Origin of the sequence: Marinomonas hwangdonensis (assembly GCF_003721245.1) — a bacterium.
GTDB lineage: Bacteria > Pseudomonadota > Gammaproteobacteria > Pseudomonadales > Marinomonadaceae > Marinomonas > Marinomonas hwangdonensis.
Window position 1 is genome coordinate 239994 of the sequence record NZ_RIZG01000003.1, and the last position, 19553, is coordinate 259546.

A 19553-nucleotide genomic window follows, 5' to 3' on the forward strand; every position below is an offset into this window, starting at 1 on the left:
TTTTACCCCTTAATAAGTTATAAACTATTTTTTAGGATTCCAAGCAGATACCGCACTAAAAAATGCCATCGTTTCTTGCTCTGCTATGTCCATTTCCGCTTGTGGAAAATAACTTAGTTTCACAATCACAGTCCGAGTGTCAGGGTCGACATAGATATACTGCCCTTGTAGTCCTATTGCTGAATAGGCTGTGGTGTTTGGCATCGTCCACCATTGGTATCCATAGCCGCCCAGCTTAGGGTCTTCTTTCAAAAATGGCTCTGTCGACATTTTCACCCACTCAGGAGAGACAATTTGCTTACCATTGATGCGGCCATTGTTCAGCATCATCGAACCCACTCGAGCAAAATCTCGCATAGTGGCGCTGTAGCCTGCACCGGTAAACTCGCGACCCACTCCAGGCTCTCCATCCATAATAAAGAAACCATCCGCTTGTGCTCCTAATGGTTCCCATAAATGTTGCGCCATATAATTAGACACATTACTGCCGCCACTCACTCGCTCTAATAACAAGCCTAACACCGCTGTATCAATGGTTTTATATTCCTGTACGGTGCCCGGCTCATGCAAACGCTCTATGGTTTTTGCAGGCTCCACAAAGCGCGCCACATTTTTTACTAGGGCTAAAATATGATTACGAGCCGCAGTACCAGGATTGGCAAAATCATAACGCTCTTCGTATTTCACCCCTGAGCTCATGCTCAAAACTTGACGAATCGTCACGCCTTTATAGGCGCCTTTCGAGAGTTCTGGAAGATAAAGGGTAATGTCTTCATCCAATGACTTGATACGACCTTCTTCAAGGGCAATCCCCACCAAAATAGAAACAAGCGACTTAGTCATAGACCACGCCATAAAATGCGTATCTTGACTGGTGTTATTACGGTAATTTTCGTAGACAATCTTATCGTCTTTCATGATCAACAAACCATTAGTGAAAGTACGATCAAGAAATTGCTCAGGTTGATAACTTACACCTTCAAATTGATAAGAAAAATCAAGCGGACGATCTTCGTGTATTAAGGGCGAAATGGGGCCTGAACGGGCAACATAACGAGTGGTAAACAATTGATCCATCGAGCGAAATGTTAAAGTATTCACATTGCTATCCAACATCGCCCAACGTAAATTTTGTATCGCAATAGGCACACGAGATTCTGGACCCACCGCCGCCACCAGCGGATCAACAACCGAGCCGGCATGAACGGCAACGGGTAAAATAGCAAGAGACAATAAACCCGTACTCATTAGTCGGCGGAATGTTTTTATTTTAGTCATTATGTTTCCTCTAATGTCTTTTTAAATGCTGTAAATAATATGTGACAACGCCTTGCTAGGACCTTAATTCACAGGAAAGGTGTCTACATGATCCATATAATGGGCTCGACATTGAGGGAAGTCATATCCCAAATAGGATATGAAAAAGTATTTACTAACTTGATTGAGAATCAATAGATAAGGAGGGATTAATAACAGGACGAGTACGGGCCGAGACAGAAGCCCACAGCATTCTAACCAGTTCTTGTTGGCGAGTGATGTTCATTTTTGAGAAAATACTTTTTAATTGAATGCGAACAGTACCAATAGAGACGCCTTTTTGCTGGGAATATTCCTCCAGAGATAAACCATTCGCTAAGGCAACCGCCAGTCGAGACTCTGCTGGCGTCAAACCATATAGCTGGCCAACTTCCCTATTTAGTTGTGTAACATTCAGTTGCGCACAATCCAATTGCGCAAAGCCATTATCATTTTCAGAGAAAAATATCCCAATAACCGTTTCTGATGGCATACTGTCACCAGCTTGAACGTTCACACAAGTTACTAATAACTGAAGAGGATTTAAACGATATTGACCTATGGTTGCAATTAGACGAGGGAAAGCTTTTCTCTGCTGGGATGCCTTGGCAAACAAAGCATTAAACACTTGTTGGTCAGTAGAATGCGTAAAGGTCAGGTGCCCGTCGATCAACCGAATATGTTCAGAGCGCTGAACCAGTTCAGTAGCACATTGGTTGCTCCAATATACGCTACCACCAAGTGTGAGTAGCATCATTCCAGTATTGATATGATTAGTTACTTGATTAATATAAGCATTTTGTAGAGACAATGTATTGAGCTTTTCGCTCAGTACTATACTTTGCTGAATATGCGGTGCTAATTGCTGAAAACACTCATCAAAAGATAGGCCAAAGCCTCGCTTATCACCGTATTTACGATGAGCAATTAGAGTAATGTACTGATTATTCGAAGATTTAATTTCAAGAGATATGGCGTGACCTAAACGTGCCTGTTTAAGTCTTTCATAAAAGCATTCAACCGTTGGTGATGATAAAGAAAAAATTTCTTCGTCCCGAATAATCGCTAGACTATCCGTTGTTTCGGTGTGCATCCTAGGATTATCCGCATTATTCACCCATTTATCATGCAACGCCGCATTCGCTAGCGAAAATGAATCCCTCATTACCCAGTTTTGAACCAAGTCTCCAGTATTAGACCGACCAAACACTTGCACAACGACACTACTGACATCAAGGTCATCACGCAATTGATCTAACACCTTGACCCACTGCATAGGATGATCCACACAGCGATAAAGTTCAGGTAAGAGTTTATTGACATAATAAGCAGACATGCGATCCCCTCAACGTAAGAACGAATAAAGACCTACCATTCACGCTGTCACTATTTGGCAATCGCTGTCTTTTTCATGGCCTCGGGCAGAATAGAGGACCCGTTCTCGACTTATTTCATTATTTTTATGGTAAAGCGACAGAAGATAAAAAGTGCAATAAATGAGAATACACGAGCCCAAAAAGAAATGATAGCCAAATGCTTTCTAAGCAATACAGCATTTCTGGTCATTAACATCGCGCTTGCGTATTCACAACGAATCCTTTCATTAAAAACACATTCTTATCCTAAATAGGATATGAATAAACCATAGGCACTTGTCATGCTAGCTCTGGATGTATCAATAAAAATAACAAATAAGCAGAGAGAGTAAGATATGAATCACAATGCATTGATTTCGGTAATGACGATAAGTGTTGGTTTGGCTGTTTCAGCGACAACATTTGCCACAGAAAATGGCGCTCCGAGTACGGCCCCTGGCATTTATGGTTTTAGTGCTGGTTATATGCCGCCAGTGACTGATGTAGGTGCTTTCTCTATCAGGTCCTCTATTTATCGTGCCGATAAAAATCTAGACAGTAAGGGTAATGACAAACTCGAGAAATTCTCCCAAACGGTAAAATCACTCTCCTTGACCCATATAAAGATGACAGAACACACTTTTCAAGGAGCTAATTATGGGTACGGTATTGTGATTCCCCTATTAGATTTGGATATTGATGGTCGTGTTCCCGTTGCCGATATTCCCGTGGTGGGATCAGACTCCGGCCTAGGCGATATTCAGATTATTCCCTATATATTACAGTGGCATCCAGCGGATAATTTGGCGACCAATACTCAGTTACAAATACAAATCCCAACAGGTCGCTATGACAAAGATGACACCATCACCACGGGGCTTAATCATTGGACTATTTCCCCCGCCTTCAACTTCACCTATTTAACAGAAGGCGGATTTGAAGTGTCATCCAGTTTTCAGTTAGACATCAATACCGAAAATAAAGATACCATTTATACCAGTGGCATGGAATATCGTCATGAATTTGCCCTAGGTCAGAAATTCACAGACTGGACCTTAGGTCTTGGCGGATTTGTTTACAAACAGCTAACAGATGACAAAGCACCAACGAGTAGCAACATCGTCAACGGTAATCGAAGCTCGGTCATGGCGATCGGGCCAGAATTAAGCTTCTTCAGACCAGGTTTGCCCTTCATCTCTTTCCACGCTTATAAAGAGTTTAAGGCAAAAAATCGTACTCAAGGCTACACGGCGGCGCTCTTAGTCTCTCAAAGCTTCTAATAAAGTTAAAAGCATCACAGCGTATGGCTTTCCCCTTTCCATTGCGTTGTGATGCTAGAGCCAAAGTTCCCCAAAGCAATCTCGATGACTCAGGTACACGCGAAGATCAAATTCAAGCTGATGGTAGTCAGGCTCCATGTAACAGCAGAGTTTGTAAAAGGCTTTGTTGTGATCTTTTTCTTTAAGATGAGCGAGTTCATGCACCAAAATCATCTTCAAAAAAGGCTCTGGGACAGAACGAAACAAGGAGGATATACGAATCTCATTTTTCGCTTTGAGCTTACTACCTTGCATTCTAGACACATAAGTATGCAAACCGAGCGCATTGTTAATCACGTGGATCTTATCGTCATAAACCACCTTACTGATCGGCGGTGAACTGCGCATAAAATCGTTTTTCAGATCCATCGCGTAACTGTACAAACCACTTGCACCGCTCAAGCTATGAGCCGCAGGGTATCTTTTCAGCAACCAAGGGCCCGACTTTTTAGACTCTAGAAGATCCTGAACCTGTTGTTGTATCTGTGGACTGTAGCCCGCCAAGTACTGCTTCACGTCATGAGTCCCATCGAAAACACACAGTTACGACCGGCGGCTTTTGCTTGATATAAGGCTTTATCCGCTTTGTTTAGTATTTCATCTACCGTGCATTCACCATTTTGTCGAAAGGCCACACCGAGGGATACGGTAAAACGCACTTGCTCATGATTTGAACTTAACACTACGCTCGACGCTATGACTTCTCTTAGCTGCTCAGCACTTTTTAGGGCGGAATTGTTGTCTGTAAAAGGCAGCAAGATCGCAAATTCTTCACCACCAATTCGAGCTATTACATCGGTATGTTTGAGAACAGACACACTGACTTGGGCCAGTTTTTGCAGGACAAAATCGCCTATTTTATGGCCATATTTATCATTCACCACTTTAAAATGATCCACATCCATCATGATGATAGCAAGAGGAAAGCCTTCTACCCGTGACTGTTTCAGCAAGGCGTCGCAATGTTGGAAAAAATACCCTCTGTTTGCCAGCCCCGTCAAATGATCGTAATAGGCTCGTTTTTGCAAGGCTTCTTGCGCTCTATAGCTCTCGATGGCGATGCTCGCCAAATTGCTGGCGAAATCAATCAACTCGATTTCTTTTTGAGTTGGGGAAGAAGGAAGGCGCTTATAAATCGCAAAGGTGCCTAATAAGTCGCCTTTTGAAGACACTATCGGATCTGACCAGCACGCGGCTAACCCTGCCTCAGCCGCCAATTGCGTGTAATCTTGCCAGTATGGGTGAGTGGCAATGTCTTCAACGATAACGCGTTTATTCAAATACGCAGCGGTGCCACAAGACCCCACATTTAAACCAATTTTCACGCCATCAATCGCCTGATTATAAAAGTCAGGGAAATCCGGTGCGGCGCCTAATCTTAAACATTGCTCAACCGGATCGAACAGTAAAACACTGCACAACGACAGTGGACTTTCCTGCTGAATCTGAGTCACGATCACATTCAATATGTCCTTCAAAGCCGAGCTTTTTGCCACCATTTCAAGCATTTTACTGCGAGCCCGAAGCCGCCTTTCAGCAATCCAATGCTCGGTAATGTCATTAAAGTACCACAGTCTTTTTTCGCCTAATGTAGAAACACAAAGGTTTATTTTTCTAATGGTACCGTCATTACGCAACATTCTGGCGCTGATTCCATCCATGGACACGCTGTCTTGTTGTCGTGCTTGATTATTTTGTATCCAAGGCTCAACTACCTGCTGATAATAGGAAGCATCCGAAAAAGCATCAGAAAACCAAGTGTTCAGATCGGGAAGATCCTGCAAAACATACCCAAATAACGCACTAAACGCTTTATTAATGTGCTCAATACGACCCGATGTCACACTCGACCAAGCCACTGCGATAGGCGCTGTGTCTAGGATGTCTTCTAAGCGAATGTTATCTTTCGATATATTTTTCATAAAAACCCGCAACACAATAGATTAACTGCGGCTCCAGCGAGGTGAGCGGCTTGATTATTGAACAAGGTAATATAAGTAATACTACAAGGCGAACGCCCTTGCAGTCTTTTTTTTAATCAAAAAAGAAACAACTTTACTGCGGCTATCATCGACATGATGCGAATCATCCATTTAAATTGAACCGGGTTTACCTTCTTCAAAAAGTGATAGCCGATGAAAGAACCTACCATCAGTCCCGGTAAGGCATACAAACTGGCTTGTGTCGTTTCAAGTGAGAGTAAGCCCAGTCCGATATAAAAGGGTAATTTCACCACGTTAATAATAAAAAACGCCCAAGCCCGAGTACTCACATAAGTTTCTTTATCGAGCTTTTGCTCCAATAAGAAGAGACTAAATATGGGGCCTGCGGCATTTGCCATCATGGTAACTATGCCGCCAAAAAAGCCCATGGAATAAGCGACCCAAGGCTTTTGCATAAACGAAGCAGGACGAAAATCCAGATACAGGCCTAAGGCGATCATGAGAAGAATGGTCACGCCCAAAAAATTCACAAATTGATCGGCTGCGATGTTCGCCAAAAAATGGCTGGCAACAAGAACGCCCAAAAAGGCCAAAGGTAAAAAACGCGCCAGCACATGCCAAGCGATCTTAGATCGGTAGCTGTACACCGCCATAATATCGGTCATGATATACAGCGGCAAAATCATCCCCAAAGCCTCAGGCCCTGGGAAGGCAATCATCACGATGGGCAATATTAACAACCCCATACCGCCCACTGAAAATTTAGAAAAGCCCGTAATCAAACCCGCTAAAAATAACACCAGTATAGAGATGTCCAACGCTTTTCTCCTGCCGCGTCCATATCAAGAATTGCACCGGCGATATTCTATCAGGTTTTATTCAGCGCCCAGTCATAATCTAAAAAGCGGATCGACATCTTTTTCTCTTTGAGCTGTGTTATGTCTTCAGGGCTGAGAGACAAAGAAGCCGCGTAGTTCACTAGAAACGATTCCAGTGAATCATACCCTTTCCAACCTTTTTCAAAGTCTTCTCGATACCATTTAAAAATCGAGGAAAGCGCTAATTTTCCGCCTTCTATTCGATTTCGACTACGATCTTCGAGGAAAAGCTGTGTTTGTTGCTCTAACTGAGCCTCTAACTGCTCTCCGGTATAGGCTTGGTTGCGTAATGCTGGGCAACCGATACTGGCGCAATTCACCGCAAAATGAATACGTGGGTCTTGGTAACGATCAGAGCCGCGAATCATAACGTGTTCGATATCATCTAAAGATCGAGTTTCCCCCAATAGCGGAATAAACGTCTTACTCCATGGCGAGCGAAAAAAGCTACCTAGTTCTTTAATAGAGTCCACATCAGGCCACTTGGTCAGAATCAACTCTACCGTCCACGCATTGTAGGCATTGATCAAAAAAGCCAATTGCTCGTCGGTAGACAAGCGATCAAACTCATCCTGAGTCACACGAGATAACTCCGCCAAATACCCTTTCAACAGCACGTTATCGTCTGCAAAGCCTTGGTAATCAACCTGAGTGGCCTGCCCCCCATTTAATGGCAGCACATGCTGTTTTAACAAAGCATCCCATTGACCATGATCGAAGGTATTTGCCGCCCCTGCCAAAGCGCTAAACAAACCCAAAAAAGCAACACTCAATAAAGACAAGAACCAAGATCGTATTGTTTTCATCGACTTAACCTCGACGCCATGTGTGATATTTTTCCAACCAATTCAAAATACGCTGTGGCGCGTGGGCACGTTTCCACTCCCCTGCGGCGTATTTATTGGCTTCCGCCCATGTGGGATAAGTATGAATGGTGCCGAGCACTTTATTCAAACCCAGACCATGTTTCATCGCCAACACAAATTCGGCCAACAAATCTCCAGCGTGCTCGCCTACAATCGTGACGCCTAAGATCTTATCTTTGCCCGGCACCGTCAGCACTTTCACGAAACCTTTTGCGGCGCTGTCGGCAATGGCACGGTCCAGATCATCTAATTCATAACGCACCATTTCGTAGGCAATGCCTTTTTCTTTGGCGTCTTGCTCACTCAAGCCCACTCGCGCCACTTCAGGATCAACAAAAGTCGTCCAAGGAATCACTCGATAATCGACACGGAATTTTTTAAAAGTACCAAACAAAGCATTCACCGCGGCGTACCAAGCTTGATGAGCCGCCACGTGAGTAAATTGATAAGGCCCAGCCACATCGCCAGCAGCAAAAATATTCGGATAAAGGGTTTCAAGATAATCGTTGGTAACGATCGTGCCTTTGGTTTCAATGCCAAGGTTTTCTAAGCCGTAACCTTCAAGACGCGCTTCGCGGCCAACCGCACAAATCAGCGCATCAAATTCAACCATCGACTCTTGTCCATCGTGCTCAACAATCAAACGCTTTGCTTCACCTTCTTTTTCACAGCGCACGGCACTATGCGAAGTCAGCATGATCACGCCATCTTGGATTAAGCTTTCTTGCGCCATAGCAGAAACTTCTTCGTCTTCTCTACCCATAATACGAGCCGAGCGCTCCACTTGCGTCACCGTCGAGCCCAAACGCGCAAAACTTTGCGCCAATTCACAGCCAATCGGGCCGCCGCCTAACACCACCAGCCGCTTCGGTGGCTCGTCTAACTTGGCAAACGCTTCCCACATAGTATCGCTGGTGTAATAACCCACTTCTTCCAAGCCAGGTAAATTCGGCACAAAAGGGCGAGCACCGGTTGCCAAGACAACACTGCGCGCCGTTAAACGTTTCGTTCCGCCTTCATTTAATTGAATTTCCACCGTCCAAGGGTCGATCAGTTTGGCGTAACCTTGCACCACATCGACGCCCATTTTGCTGTAACGCTCAACGCTGTCATGAGGCTCGATTTTTGCTATTACATCATGGATTCGTTGCATGACTTTTTTGAACGAAAACGTCGGTTCGCTGCTGTTCAAACCATAGTTTTCAGCATGACGCATTTGGTGGGCGACTTTCGCACTCTTGATCAATGCTTTACTTGGGATACAACCATAATTCAAACAATCGCCACCCATTTTGTGGGCTTCAATCAAGGTTACTTTGGCTTTCACCGTCGCCGCAATGTAAGCACTTACTAAGCCGCCGGCCCCTGCGCCAATGACAATCATATTACGATCAAAGGATTTGGGTTTGGTGAATCCCGCATACACACGTCGTGCTTTAATAACATCCAGAATTTTCTTCGCCATCAGCGGAAACACGCCCAACAACACAAAAGACAGCAACAAAGAAGGCGATAAAATGCCAGATAAGCTTTCCAGCTGTCCCAGTTGTGTGCCCGCATTGACATACACCAGAGTACCAACGAACATGCCCACCTGGCTCACCCAATAAAAAGTGAACGCACGAATGGTCGTCAAACCCATGAGCAAATTAATCAAAAAGAAAGGGAAGATAGGCACAAGACGCACGGTAAACAGATAAAAGGCACCGTCTCGTGCAACGCCTTCGTTAAAGGCTTTTAAACGATCGCCAAAGCGCGACTGCACCGTATCTTGTAATAAATAACGCGACACCAGAAACGCGAGAGTGGCACCAATGCTGCTGGCAAACGACACAATCAGCGTGCCCCAAAACAAGCCAAACAAGGCACCCGCGGCCAAGGTCATGATCACCGCGCCCGGCAAAGACAACGCCGTCACAATCACGTACAAGAGCAAAAAGACCCCACCGACAAAAATTGGGCTGTCTCTGCGCCACGTCTCGAATTGCACAAGACCCGACTTTAAACCGTCCAGCGTTAACAACTGATTCAAGTCAAAATAGAAGAACCCCACCGCCAAAGCAAAGATACATACCAGTAACCCAATTTTTTTCATCCCAAACTCTCCAATAAGACGGCTCAACTCAACAACAGGCTGACGTTAAAAACACACTTAAGTATTAGACTCGACACCGTCCTACATTATTACAGTAGTTTGGCCGAATTATTGGCTTTATTTGGCAATACTGGCGAGTATTTTAATAACAGACGCGTTAAACCGCCGGCTTAATACGCCCTGCCAAAAGGCTGAAAAAAACGCCGAAGCAACAAATACACAAAATCAAACCGACTAATCCACTTAAACCATAAGCGGCCATAGCCGTTGCAAACGTTGGCGGCCCCAAGGTGCCACCAATATTGCCAAACTGGGCCATTAAGCCGTAACTCTGTGCCTGTTCACCGGGATTACGCGCTAATGTAGGAATCATCGCCAACGCAGAACCGGGCACCATACCCAAAAACAACACCATCACACACACGAGACCGCTAAACCAAATCGAGCCATTCACGCTCACAGATAAAACCAACGCACTGACGGCCAGCCCAGAATACGCCAACAAGGCCACTTTTTGCGGTCTGAAAACATACTGAGCAATTGCTCCAGCTATAAAAGTGCCGCTAGTACTGATTAACGGCAACACAATCAGCATCCACTTATTGCCTTCGGCATCGCCTGACAAGCTTGGAACGTAGGTCAGCACAGATACCAGTGTCAGCGTGTAAAAGAGAAAAATAACGCTGGGTAACAAAGCACGGGGGTTGCGATAAATGCGCGCCATTTGTGAAAAAAAGCCGCCTTGATTGCCAACCACAGCGGCTATGTCCAGCACCGAATTTTGTCGTAACACCAAAAATAACACCACACCAATGACTGTGATCAAAACACCGTGACTCAAAAATAGCGTCGTCATACCATGCTCTTCCAGCAGCTGCTTGCCGATCCAGCCACACACCGCAAAAGCCACACCAAAAAAGGTCCCCCAAATCCCCATCGTCAAAGACTTATGATGAGGCGCGCTCAATTTCGCAATCAGCGTCGGTGCCGCAACAACCACACCCAGCTGCGAAAAGCCTTCCAGCACCCTAGTCACCAACAAAACATGGAACGTAGGCAAGGTCGCTTGGATAAAAGACAAAACGCCACCCAGCATCAGCGCACCGACCAGCACTTTTAAATAACCCACACGACTGGCGATCATCCCAGCCGACACCCCAAACACCAAGCCCGCCACACCCACAGCAGACAGCGAGGCACCGGTTAACGTCGGCCCCATCTCGTAATACACCAGCAAATCCCCGAACGACACGGAAAATTTCGCAAACTGCATCGCCGCAGAAATCCCCGCCACCCACAGCAAAATCACCGGCAACCACTGAGTATTCGGCACGGAATCCGCAGCCTTAGAAAAGGTATTTGACATCTAACGTCCTTATAACAATAGCGTAACTACCCAAGCCAGCCAGCACACAATCAATGCACCAAGCAAAATACCTGACCTATCGGGCAAATTTAGAGCGCTATTCTAATGCAAAAAGCACCAATAAAGGGCGATATTTGCGCCATCAAAAAAGGAAGTTTGCTCATACCACAAACGCCTCAGTAAAAAATACAAAACAACCTACCGAGGAATCCCATTGATGTCATAAAAATTCAAACAAGAATACAGACTTACAGTACAATTGAGCCATTCACTGACAGAGCTAACAACATAAACGATAGCCAGCTAAGTACCATTATTGAGAAATAGAGCACTCGCTCACTAGGGACATTAATGTTTGAACAAGTATTTAAAAACATCGACGACATCTTCCACAAAGACGCAGGCTGCTCTTCTGAGCTCGATTACACCGAACAATCCTCATGGATGCTGTTTTTAAAATACCTCGACGATCTTGAATTCACCAGATCCCAAGAAGCCGAAATGATGATGGAAACCTACCAATTCATCATCGACGAACCTTATCGTTGGAGCGCATGGGCGGCGCCAAAAGACGCCGAAGGTAAGTTTGACCACAACAACGCCTTAACCGGTGATGACTTAATGGACTTCGTCGACGGCGAACTCTTCCCTTATCTAAAAAGCTTCAAACAACGTGCTGATAACGCCAACACCATTCAATACAAAATTGGCGAAATCTTTAGTGAAATCAAAAACAAAATTCAAAGTGGTTATTCACTGCGTGACGCCTTGGAAAAAGTCGACCAATTACGCTTTCGCTCACAAGATGAAAAACACGAACTGAGCCATTTGTACGAAGCCAAAATCAAAAACATGGGCAACGCCGGCCGTAACGGTGGCGAATACTACACACCACGTCCGTTAATTCGCGCCATGATCGATGTGATGCAACCAAAAATTGGCGAAACCATATACGACGGCGCGGCCGGTTCGGCTGGATTTTTATGTGAAGCCTTTGATTACCTTCGCCAAGGCGGCCGAGAGAAGAAACCGCTAAGCACCAGCGATTTAGACATCCTGCAAACTCGTACTTTTTATGCCAAAGAGAAAAAGTCACTGGCCTACGTGATTGCCATCATGAACATGATATTGCACGGCATCGAAGCGCCGAACGTGTTACACACCAATACCTTGTCTGAAAATCTCATGGACATACAGCCAAGCAACCAGCACGACATTATATTGGCCAACCCTCCCTTTGGTGGTAAAGAACGCAAAGAAGTCCAAGAGAACTTCCCGATCCAAACCGGCGAAACCGCCTTCTTGTTTTTGCAGCACTTTATCAAAATGCTCAAACCGGGTGGCCGCGCGGCGGTGGTGATTAAAAACACCTTTTTAAGCAACACCGACAACGCCGCTATCAAACTGCGTAAAGAGCTACTGGAAAACTGTAACTTACACACCATACTCGACTGCCCCGGCGGTACCTTTATCGGTGCTGGTGTGAAAACCGTGGTACTGTTTTTCACCAAAGGCGAACCCACCTTAAACACCTGGTTTTACGAACTCAACGTCGGCCGCAACATGGGCAAAACCAACCCACTGAACGACAAGGACCTAGCGGACTTTGTATTACTTCAAAAGGGCTTTGAGAGCTCTAACAAATCATGGTCGCTCGCCATCAGTGACATAGACCAAACCACTTATGATTTATCGGTAAAAAACCCCAACATCGCCGAAACCGCACCGCTGCGTGAACCGAAAGCCATTATTGACGACATCATTGCACTGGATAAAGAATCCGAAGCGATATTAGCGAAGATTCAGGAGTTGTTGTGATGGCTCAAAAAGTTCAACTAAGCGATCTATTTAAAATAGGTTCAAGTAAGCGTGTTCTGAAGTCGCAATGGCAAAAATCAGGAGTTCCTTTTTATCGTGGTCGTGAAATAACAAAATTATCTCAGAATGGTATTGTAGATAATGACCTTTTTATAACAGAAGAGCTCTATGCTGAATATTCAGCAAAGTATGGTGTCCCAAGTACTGATGACATTGTGATCACTGCAATTGGAACTATTGGTAATTCGTATATTGTTCGTGATGAAGACCGCTTCTACTTCAAAGATGCAAGTGTTCTTTGGTTAAAGCGAACTTCTACTGTTGAAAGTAAATACATTAATTTGTGGTTAAAATCTTCGTTGATGAGAGATCAGTTAGATGAAGGGAACGGTGCAACAGTAGATACGTTGACTATTAAAAAGCTTCAAGGCTTAACCCTAGATTTACCCCCAATTCATGAACAAAAACGCATCGTGTCAATTCTCGACACCGTATTTGTCGAATTAGAACAAGCCCGCGCTAAAACCGAACAAAACCTAAAAAACGCCCGCGAGTTATTCGACAGCTACCTACAACAAGTCTTCAGCCAGAAAGGTGATGGTTGGAAACAGCATAAATTAAGTGAGTTATGTAAACTTATTTCGGGTCAACACATAGATGCAAAAGATTACAATAATGACAATATTGGGATTGGGTATTTAACTGGCCCTTCAGATTTTGGTGTATTCAATCCAATCGTCACTAAATGGTCCGAATACCCGAAAAGAACAGCTATTCAAGGAGATATATTAATTACAGTGAAAGGCTCTGGCGTCGGAAAAATAAATATGATGTCTGCTGATGAGTTAGCAATTAGTCGACAGTTAATGGCTGTTCGACCTATGTATTCCGTAGGTGAGTTAATTTATTGGTTTTTAAGTATGCAGTTCGATTATTTCCAGTCTCTTGCTAATGGAGCTGCGATCCCAGGAATATCACGTCATGATGTTCTTGATTTAGAACTATCGCTTCCGGCACTAAATGATCAAACTTCAGTTTTAAAAAAGATTAAAAAATTCAATACTCAGACATTAGCGCTAGAAAAAATTTATACAGACAAAATTAGAGCCATAGACGAGCTCAAAAAATCCATCTTACAAAAAGCCTTTAGCGGCGAGTTAACAAAAACGGTCGAGTAACTAGATAAGGATGATCTAATGCTGAACACTATCAATGTAAACCAACAGCCTCTAGTCGGCTTTTTCCACAGTCAAGGGCTAGTGGAATTCAAACGCCAGCTGACGGACGGACTAGAAAAAGACGTGGTGGCGTTTTTAAACGCTCACGACGGCGGCTTGATTTACATTGGGGATGAGTTAAAGCGGACAAGCTACTGGACAAGTACCGGACAAGCTACCGGACAAGCTGAAACACTATTACTCTATTGCGTAGAACCAAGAACAACAAAAGAAATGATGGCGCATTTAGAGGTCAGTCACCGAGAGCATTTTAGAGATAGCCTTTTAATACCATTGCTCGATTCGGGGCAACTAGAAATGACCCTGCCAGACAAACCGAAAAGCCCTAAACAGCGTTATGTCACGGTCAAAAAAACGGATGATAATCATGACTAGAAACGAATCGGAAACCCGTGCTGAATTAATCTCACCTAAATTAGCGTTAGACGGCTGGGGCGTTGTTAACCCTAATGCTAGTGATTCTAATGTTATTGATCCGACAGCGAGTGACCTGAGTGTTATTCGTCGTGAAGTAGAGATAACCGCTGGGCGTATTTTAGGCGGCGGTAAACGTGCTGCAAACCTAAAGTGCGACTATGTATTAGAGTTTAAAGGTCGTAAATTAGCCGCGGTTGAGGCAAAACGAGAAAGCCTCAGTTACACCGAAGGCGTACGTCAAGCCAAAGACTACGCCCAGCGCCTACAGTGTCGTTTTGCTTATGCCACCAACGGCCATGACATTTACCAAATAGACATGGTAACGGGCGAAGAGAAGCAAGTAGACCGTTATTTAAGCCCTGAGGAAATGTGGGCTGCCGCTTTCAGTGGCAATAATAACGGCGCAGCAGAACCTGAGTTTACCAGTACATGGCGCGAGCGTTTCTCCCAAATCCCTTTTGAAAAGAAAGGCGATTGGCAACCGCGCTATTATCAAGAAAACGCCATCAACCAAGCGTTAGAGGCCATTGCCCAAGGCAAAGATCGTATTTTGCTGACCCTTGCCACAGGCACAGGGAAAACCTGTATTGCGTTTCAAATCACATGGAAGTTATTTCATAGTCGCTGGAGTTTGCAGGCAGCGAAAAATCCAAGTAACGCTAAAAAGCGTCCACGTATTTTATTTCTTGCCGACAGAAATGTCTTAACCAAACAAGCTTTTAATGACTTTGGGGCCTTTGGTGAAGATGCCGTGGTCAGGATTACGCCGAGTGAAATCAAAAAAGCCAAAGGCGTACCTAAAAACGCCAGTATCTTTATGGCGATTTTCCAAACCCTAATGACGGATTCAGCAACGAATGCCGCCAGTAACGGGAACCTGGACTCAGAAGAAGAGCTTGAAAGCGAAGACTTCGAGCAACCATTATTCACCGATACTAGTGATTGTAATTTCAGACACTACCCAGAAGACTTTTTTGATTTCATTATCATCGACGAATGTCACCGCGGTGGCGCCAATGATGAAAGTTCGTGGCGCGATATTCTTAACTACTTTTCTCCCGCCGTGCAATTAGGTTTAACCGCAACACCAAAACGCACTGACAATGCCGACAGTTATAAATACTTTGGCGAGCCTGTTTACAGCTACACCTTAAAAGAAGGCATTAATGACGGTTTTTTAACGCCATTTAAGGTCTATCCCATTGTCGGCACCATGGACGAATACGTGTATACGCCGGGCGATGCTGTCAGTTTTAAAGGCGAGCCAGAACCCGGCAGAGTCTATAAAGAAGGTGACTTTAACCGCATCATCACCATCCCAAAACGGGAAGAAAAGCGCGTGCAGTATTGGATGGATCATATTAATCCGAAGGAAAAAACCATCGTATTTTGTGCCACTCAAGAACACGCAGGCCAAGTACGAAATTATATTAACCAATACGCTTATGCAAAAAAATGGACAACCAATCCTAATTATTGCGTGCGCATTACGGCCAACGATGGCGCAGCGGGTGAAAATGACCTGCGCACCTTTTGTGATAACGAAAAAACCATACCGACTATATTAACAACGTCACGCAAGTTATCGACCGGTGTAGACGCCCGTAACGTGCGTAATATCGTGTTGATGCGTGAATGCAAAAACATGATTGAGTTTAAGCAAATTATTGGACGTGGTACGCGAATGTATGATGGAAAATCCTTTTTCACCATCTACGACTTCGTCAAAGCGCATCATAACTTTTCCGACCCTGAATGGGACGGTGACCCGCTGCCTCCAGAAGGAAAAACAGACCCAGAACCTTGCGATATTTGCCATACCAATCCTTGTACTTGTCTGTGTTCGGAGTGTGGCTTTAATCCATGTAATTGCCAAATTGATACACTAGACGAGCCATGTGACGTGTGCCAACAATCTCCTTGTCAGTGCGCTGATGGCTCGGTCGAGCCTTGCCAAAACTGCGGAAACACGCCATGCAGCTGCGCGACGGATGAAGACGGTAAGCCAGAAAAACCAGAGAAAATAGTCATCACATTAACAGATGGTAAAACACGTCAGATACAGCACATGAAAAGTGTTTTGTTTATGGGCGCAAATGGCGACATGCTGACGGCTTATCAATTTATCGGTGAAATGTTTGGTGATCTACCGCGTTTTTTCCGTAATGAGGATGAATTGCGTAACATCTGGAGTGACCCGACAACGCGAGAGAAGCTATTAACGGATTTGCATGAAGCCGGTTACGACGATGAAAAACTCGATAGCATGAGAAATATTATCGATGCCAAAGACAGCGACGTATATGACTTGTTAGCTTATGTGGCTTATGCCAGAGAAACTCACACCCGCAAAGAACGTGTATTCAATGCTAAGCCCAGTATTTCCAAAGCATTTACCTACAAGCAAGTCGAGTTTATCGAGTTCATTTTAGATAAGTACATAGAGGATGGCGTACAAGAGCTGGCCCCTAAAAAGATGCGCAGCTTAGTCGAACTAAAATACAACACCATCAGTGACGCCGCCGCAGAGTTTGGCTCCCCATCGGCGATACGCGACACTTTTATTGGTTTCCAGCGTTATTTATACGAATAGATAACCGTTTGGATTTACTGAAAATATTGCGTTCTGTTGTAAAATATCAACAATGACGGGTATATGAATCAATAGGGCATACTATGAGTAACGATAAAAATAATAACATATCCAGCCGAAGTACTGGTCGAGTGACCTTGTCAGATGTTGCTGCAAAAGCGGGTGTTAGTCCGATTACCGCTTCAAGAGCCTTAAAGTCGCCAGATCAAGTATCCGAAAAATTACGTGTGAAAATTTACGCGGCAGTAAGCGAGTTAGGTTATATTCCCAACCACGCTGCGCGATCCCTTGCGTCTTCTGAAACAAAAATCATCTCTGTGATTTTCCCTTCGCTTTCGAATGCGGTATTTCCTGATGTGTTGGATGGTATTCACGATACCTTAACACCAGCAGGGTATCGGATTTTGCTTGCTAATACTCACTATGCCATGGATCAGGAAGAAGCCTTAGTGAGGACACTTCTTGAACAAAGTCCCGATGGGATTATTGTGACTGGCATCGATCAGAACGAAAGCACACGAAAGTTGCTACTTAATTCTAACACCCCAGTAGTACAAATAATGGAACTAACAGATTGCCCAATTGATATGAATGTCGGGTTCTCTCACTTCCAAGCTTCCTATGATTTAGTACGTCACCTGCAAAATTCAGGTTACAAAAAAATAGGATTCATTGGCGCTAGAATGGATCCTCGCTCACAACGACGCATGGAAGGTTACAAGCAGGCAATGCATGAATACAGTGAAACAAACGAACGATACGTTATTACTAGCCAGAGCAACACATCCTTCAAACTAGGCGGGAAACTATTCACCCAATTATTCACAGAGTGTCCCGAACTTGAAGCAATTTGCTTTAGTAATGATGACTTGGCTGCAGGCGCTATTTTTGAGTGCAACAGAAAAGGCATCCGTATTCCTGAAGATATTTCAATTGCGGGCTTTAATGATTTACATTTTTCAGAAGAGCTAATTCCACCTCTCACCACTGTATCAATCCCACTTTATGAAATGGGCAAAAAAGCGGCGGAGTATCTTTTGTACAAAATAGAACACCGTACAGTACCTCCCTCTGTTCAACACGATGTCGGCTATTCTGTTATTGAGCGTAAAAGTACATACGCTAATTTAGAGAGTAAAAAATAAGCAAAGTATTTTTTATCATCCGTTTGACAGCGCTATCATTTGTGCTAAGCTCCTTCAAATGAGCAATTTGGTAGCGCTATCAAATGGTCATTTTTATGTTCCAACAAAAAATAAAAAAGGAATAACACATGAACACCTTAACTCTCCAAAAAACCAAAAAAGTCTTCTCAACGCTGGCCATTTCAACGGCCATACTTGCCGCTTCAACAACGACCTTTGCAGCAACATACAACTGGACATTCCAAAGTGGTGCACAAGCTGGTGACAGTTTTTATGCGATCCAGCAAGAATGGGCTAAACGCGTTGGCATTATGAGTAATGGGGACATTGATATTTCACTTGTACCGGTGAACTCTATCGTGTCTTACAACGAAACTCTAGACGCAGTAGGTGCTGGAATTATTCAAGGTCATATTGCCGATCCTTCCTATTTTAGTGGTAAAGATCCAGCGTTTGCTATGTTGGGTAATCTCGTTGGTGCATGGAGCCACCCTTCTCAAATGATTGGCTTTATGGAATATGGCGGCGGCAAAGAAGTTTACAACAAACTGGTCAACCCTTACGGGCTACAGTTTATCGGTGCTGCTTCCACTGGCGTCGAATCCTTTGTATCTAAAAAACCAATCCGTAGCGTTGCTGACTTTAAAGGCATCAAAATGCGCGCTCCGGAAGGCATGGTTCAAGAAGTGTTTGCAGCCGTTGGTGCAGCACCAGTTAACCTTCCAGGTTCAGAAGTTTATACGGCTCTAGACAAAGGTGTCATTGACGCCGCTGACTACAGCGTCTTCTCTACAAACCAAGCACAAGGCTTGCACAAATTCGCTAAGTATCCGCTTTACCCGGGCTTCCACTCGATGCCAACTCTTGCTGTCTCTATGAACAAAATGCAATGGGATAGTTTGTCTCCAGCATTAAAAGAGATTATGTCAATATCTGTACGAGACTTTGGTTATGACATGGTTCAACGTCTTGAAATGATGGACAGAGATTCAGTCGTTGAAGCGAGACAAGATTCATCAATTGAAATCATCAGTTGGTCAGAAGAAGAACGTGCGAAATTCCGTGGCATAGCGCAACAGCAATGGAAAAAGTGGGCTGATAGATCGCCGATGGCTTCAGAAGTTTACACTAAGGTATCTGAATACCTAGTAAGCCAAGGTCTTCTAGCAAAATAATGTTTTTTCCGGGTGGGGGCTTTCCTGCCCCCACTTTTTTTCTAGGATA

The 19553-nt window shown here is 44.3% G+C and carries 15 protein-coding genes; 7 read left to right on the forward strand and 8 right to left on the reverse strand.

Annotated elements, in window-relative coordinates; all coding sequences use genetic code 11:
- Positions 1-24: 24 nt before the first annotated feature.
- Both EBI00_RS06655 and EBI00_RS06660 read right to left on the reverse strand, forming a co-directional pair.
- Positions 25-1278: a serine hydrolase domain-containing protein gene (locus EBI00_RS06655; RefSeq protein WP_241556970.1), complete on the reverse strand. Its 1254-nt coding sequence runs from the start codon at positions 1276-1278 to the stop codon at positions 25-27.
- A gap of 154 nt (positions 1279-1432) precedes the next feature.
- Positions 1433-2632 carry a helix-turn-helix transcriptional regulator gene (locus tag EBI00_RS06660; protein WP_123095142.1) on the reverse strand — a complete coding sequence of 400 codons (1200 nt, stop codon included), beginning with the start codon at positions 2630-2632 and terminating at the stop codon, positions 1433-1435.
- Between the two features lie 375 nt (positions 2633-3007).
- Between EBI00_RS06660 and EBI00_RS06665 the strand changes: the two genes are divergently transcribed.
- The gene (locus EBI00_RS06665) at positions 3008-3931 is read left to right on the forward strand and encodes a SphA family protein (RefSeq protein ID WP_123095143.1); all 924 of its coding nucleotides are present in this window, start codon (positions 3008-3010) and stop codon (positions 3929-3931) included.
- A gap of 54 nt (positions 3932-3985) precedes the next feature.
- Here the strand turns inward: EBI00_RS06665 and EBI00_RS06670 are convergent, their stop codons facing one another.
- The 6 genes from EBI00_RS06670 to EBI00_RS06695 all read right to left on the reverse strand — a co-directional run bounded on the left by EBI00_RS06670 (position 3986) and on the right by EBI00_RS06695 (position 11118).
- Positions 3986-4486, reverse strand: coding sequence for a YgjP-like metallopeptidase domain-containing protein (locus EBI00_RS06670; RefSeq protein ID WP_123095144.1), 501 nt, complete (start codon positions 4484-4486; stop codon positions 3986-3988).
- Positions 4483-5892: a diguanylate cyclase gene (locus EBI00_RS06675; protein ID WP_123095145.1), complete on the reverse strand. Its 1410-nt coding sequence runs from the start codon at positions 5890-5892 to the stop codon at positions 4483-4485. The genes EBI00_RS06670 and EBI00_RS06675 overlap by 4 nt, the downstream gene beginning before the upstream one ends.
- A gap of 116 nt (positions 5893-6008) precedes the next feature.
- Complete coding sequence (locus tag EBI00_RS06680; RefSeq protein WP_123095146.1) at positions 6009-6731, reverse strand: sulfite exporter TauE/SafE family protein; 723 nt, start codon at positions 6729-6731, stop codon at positions 6009-6011.
- A 50-nt stretch (positions 6732-6781) separates the two neighbouring features.
- Positions 6782-7597 carry a DUF547 domain-containing protein gene (locus EBI00_RS06685; RefSeq protein WP_123095147.1) on the reverse strand — a complete coding sequence of 272 codons (816 nt, stop codon included), beginning with the start codon at positions 7595-7597 and terminating at the stop codon, positions 6782-6784.
- A gap of 4 nt (positions 7598-7601) precedes the next feature.
- Positions 7602-9752: an FAD-dependent oxidoreductase gene (locus EBI00_RS06690; protein ID WP_123095148.1), complete on the reverse strand. Its 2151-nt coding sequence runs from the start codon at positions 9750-9752 to the stop codon at positions 7602-7604.
- Between the two features lie 157 nt (positions 9753-9909).
- A complete protein-coding gene (locus EBI00_RS06695) occupies positions 9910-11118 on the reverse strand; it encodes an MFS transporter (protein WP_123095149.1) in 1209 nt (402 codons plus the stop codon).
- Positions 11119-11469: 351 nt separating this feature from the next.
- Between EBI00_RS06695 and EBI00_RS06700 the strand changes: the two genes are divergently transcribed.
- From EBI00_RS06700 to EBI00_RS06725, 6 genes are all read left to right on the forward strand, one after another.
- Positions 11470-12936 carry a class I SAM-dependent DNA methyltransferase gene (locus EBI00_RS06700; RefSeq protein ID WP_123095150.1) on the forward strand — a complete coding sequence of 489 codons (1467 nt, stop codon included), beginning with the start codon at positions 11470-11472 and terminating at the stop codon, positions 12934-12936.
- Entirely contained in the window at positions 12936-14114 is a 1179-nt protein-coding gene (locus tag EBI00_RS06705) for a restriction endonuclease subunit S (protein WP_123095151.1), read from the forward strand. Before EBI00_RS06700 ends, EBI00_RS06705 begins: the two co-directional genes overlap by 1 nt.
- 18 nt (positions 14115-14132) lie before the next feature.
- Positions 14133-14549 carry a Fic family protein gene (locus EBI00_RS06710; RefSeq protein WP_123095152.1) on the forward strand — a complete coding sequence of 139 codons (417 nt, stop codon included), beginning with the start codon at positions 14133-14135 and terminating at the stop codon, positions 14547-14549.
- Positions 14542-17184: an EcoAI/FtnUII family type I restriction enzme subunit R gene (hsdR, locus tag EBI00_RS06715; RefSeq protein WP_123095153.1), complete on the forward strand. Its 2643-nt coding sequence runs from the start codon at positions 14542-14544 to the stop codon at positions 17182-17184. Before EBI00_RS06710 ends, hsdR begins: the two co-directional genes overlap by 8 nt.
- 83 nt (positions 17185-17267) lie before the next feature.
- Positions 17268-18329: an HTH-type transcriptional regulator GntR gene (gene gntR, locus EBI00_RS06720; RefSeq protein WP_123095154.1), complete on the forward strand. Its 1062-nt coding sequence runs from the start codon at positions 17268-17270 to the stop codon at positions 18327-18329.
- A gap of 128 nt (positions 18330-18457) precedes the next feature.
- Entirely contained in the window at positions 18458-19504 is a 1047-nt protein-coding gene (locus EBI00_RS06725; RefSeq protein ID WP_123095155.1) for a TRAP transporter substrate-binding protein, read from the forward strand.
- Positions 19505-19553 lie beyond the last annotated feature (49 nt).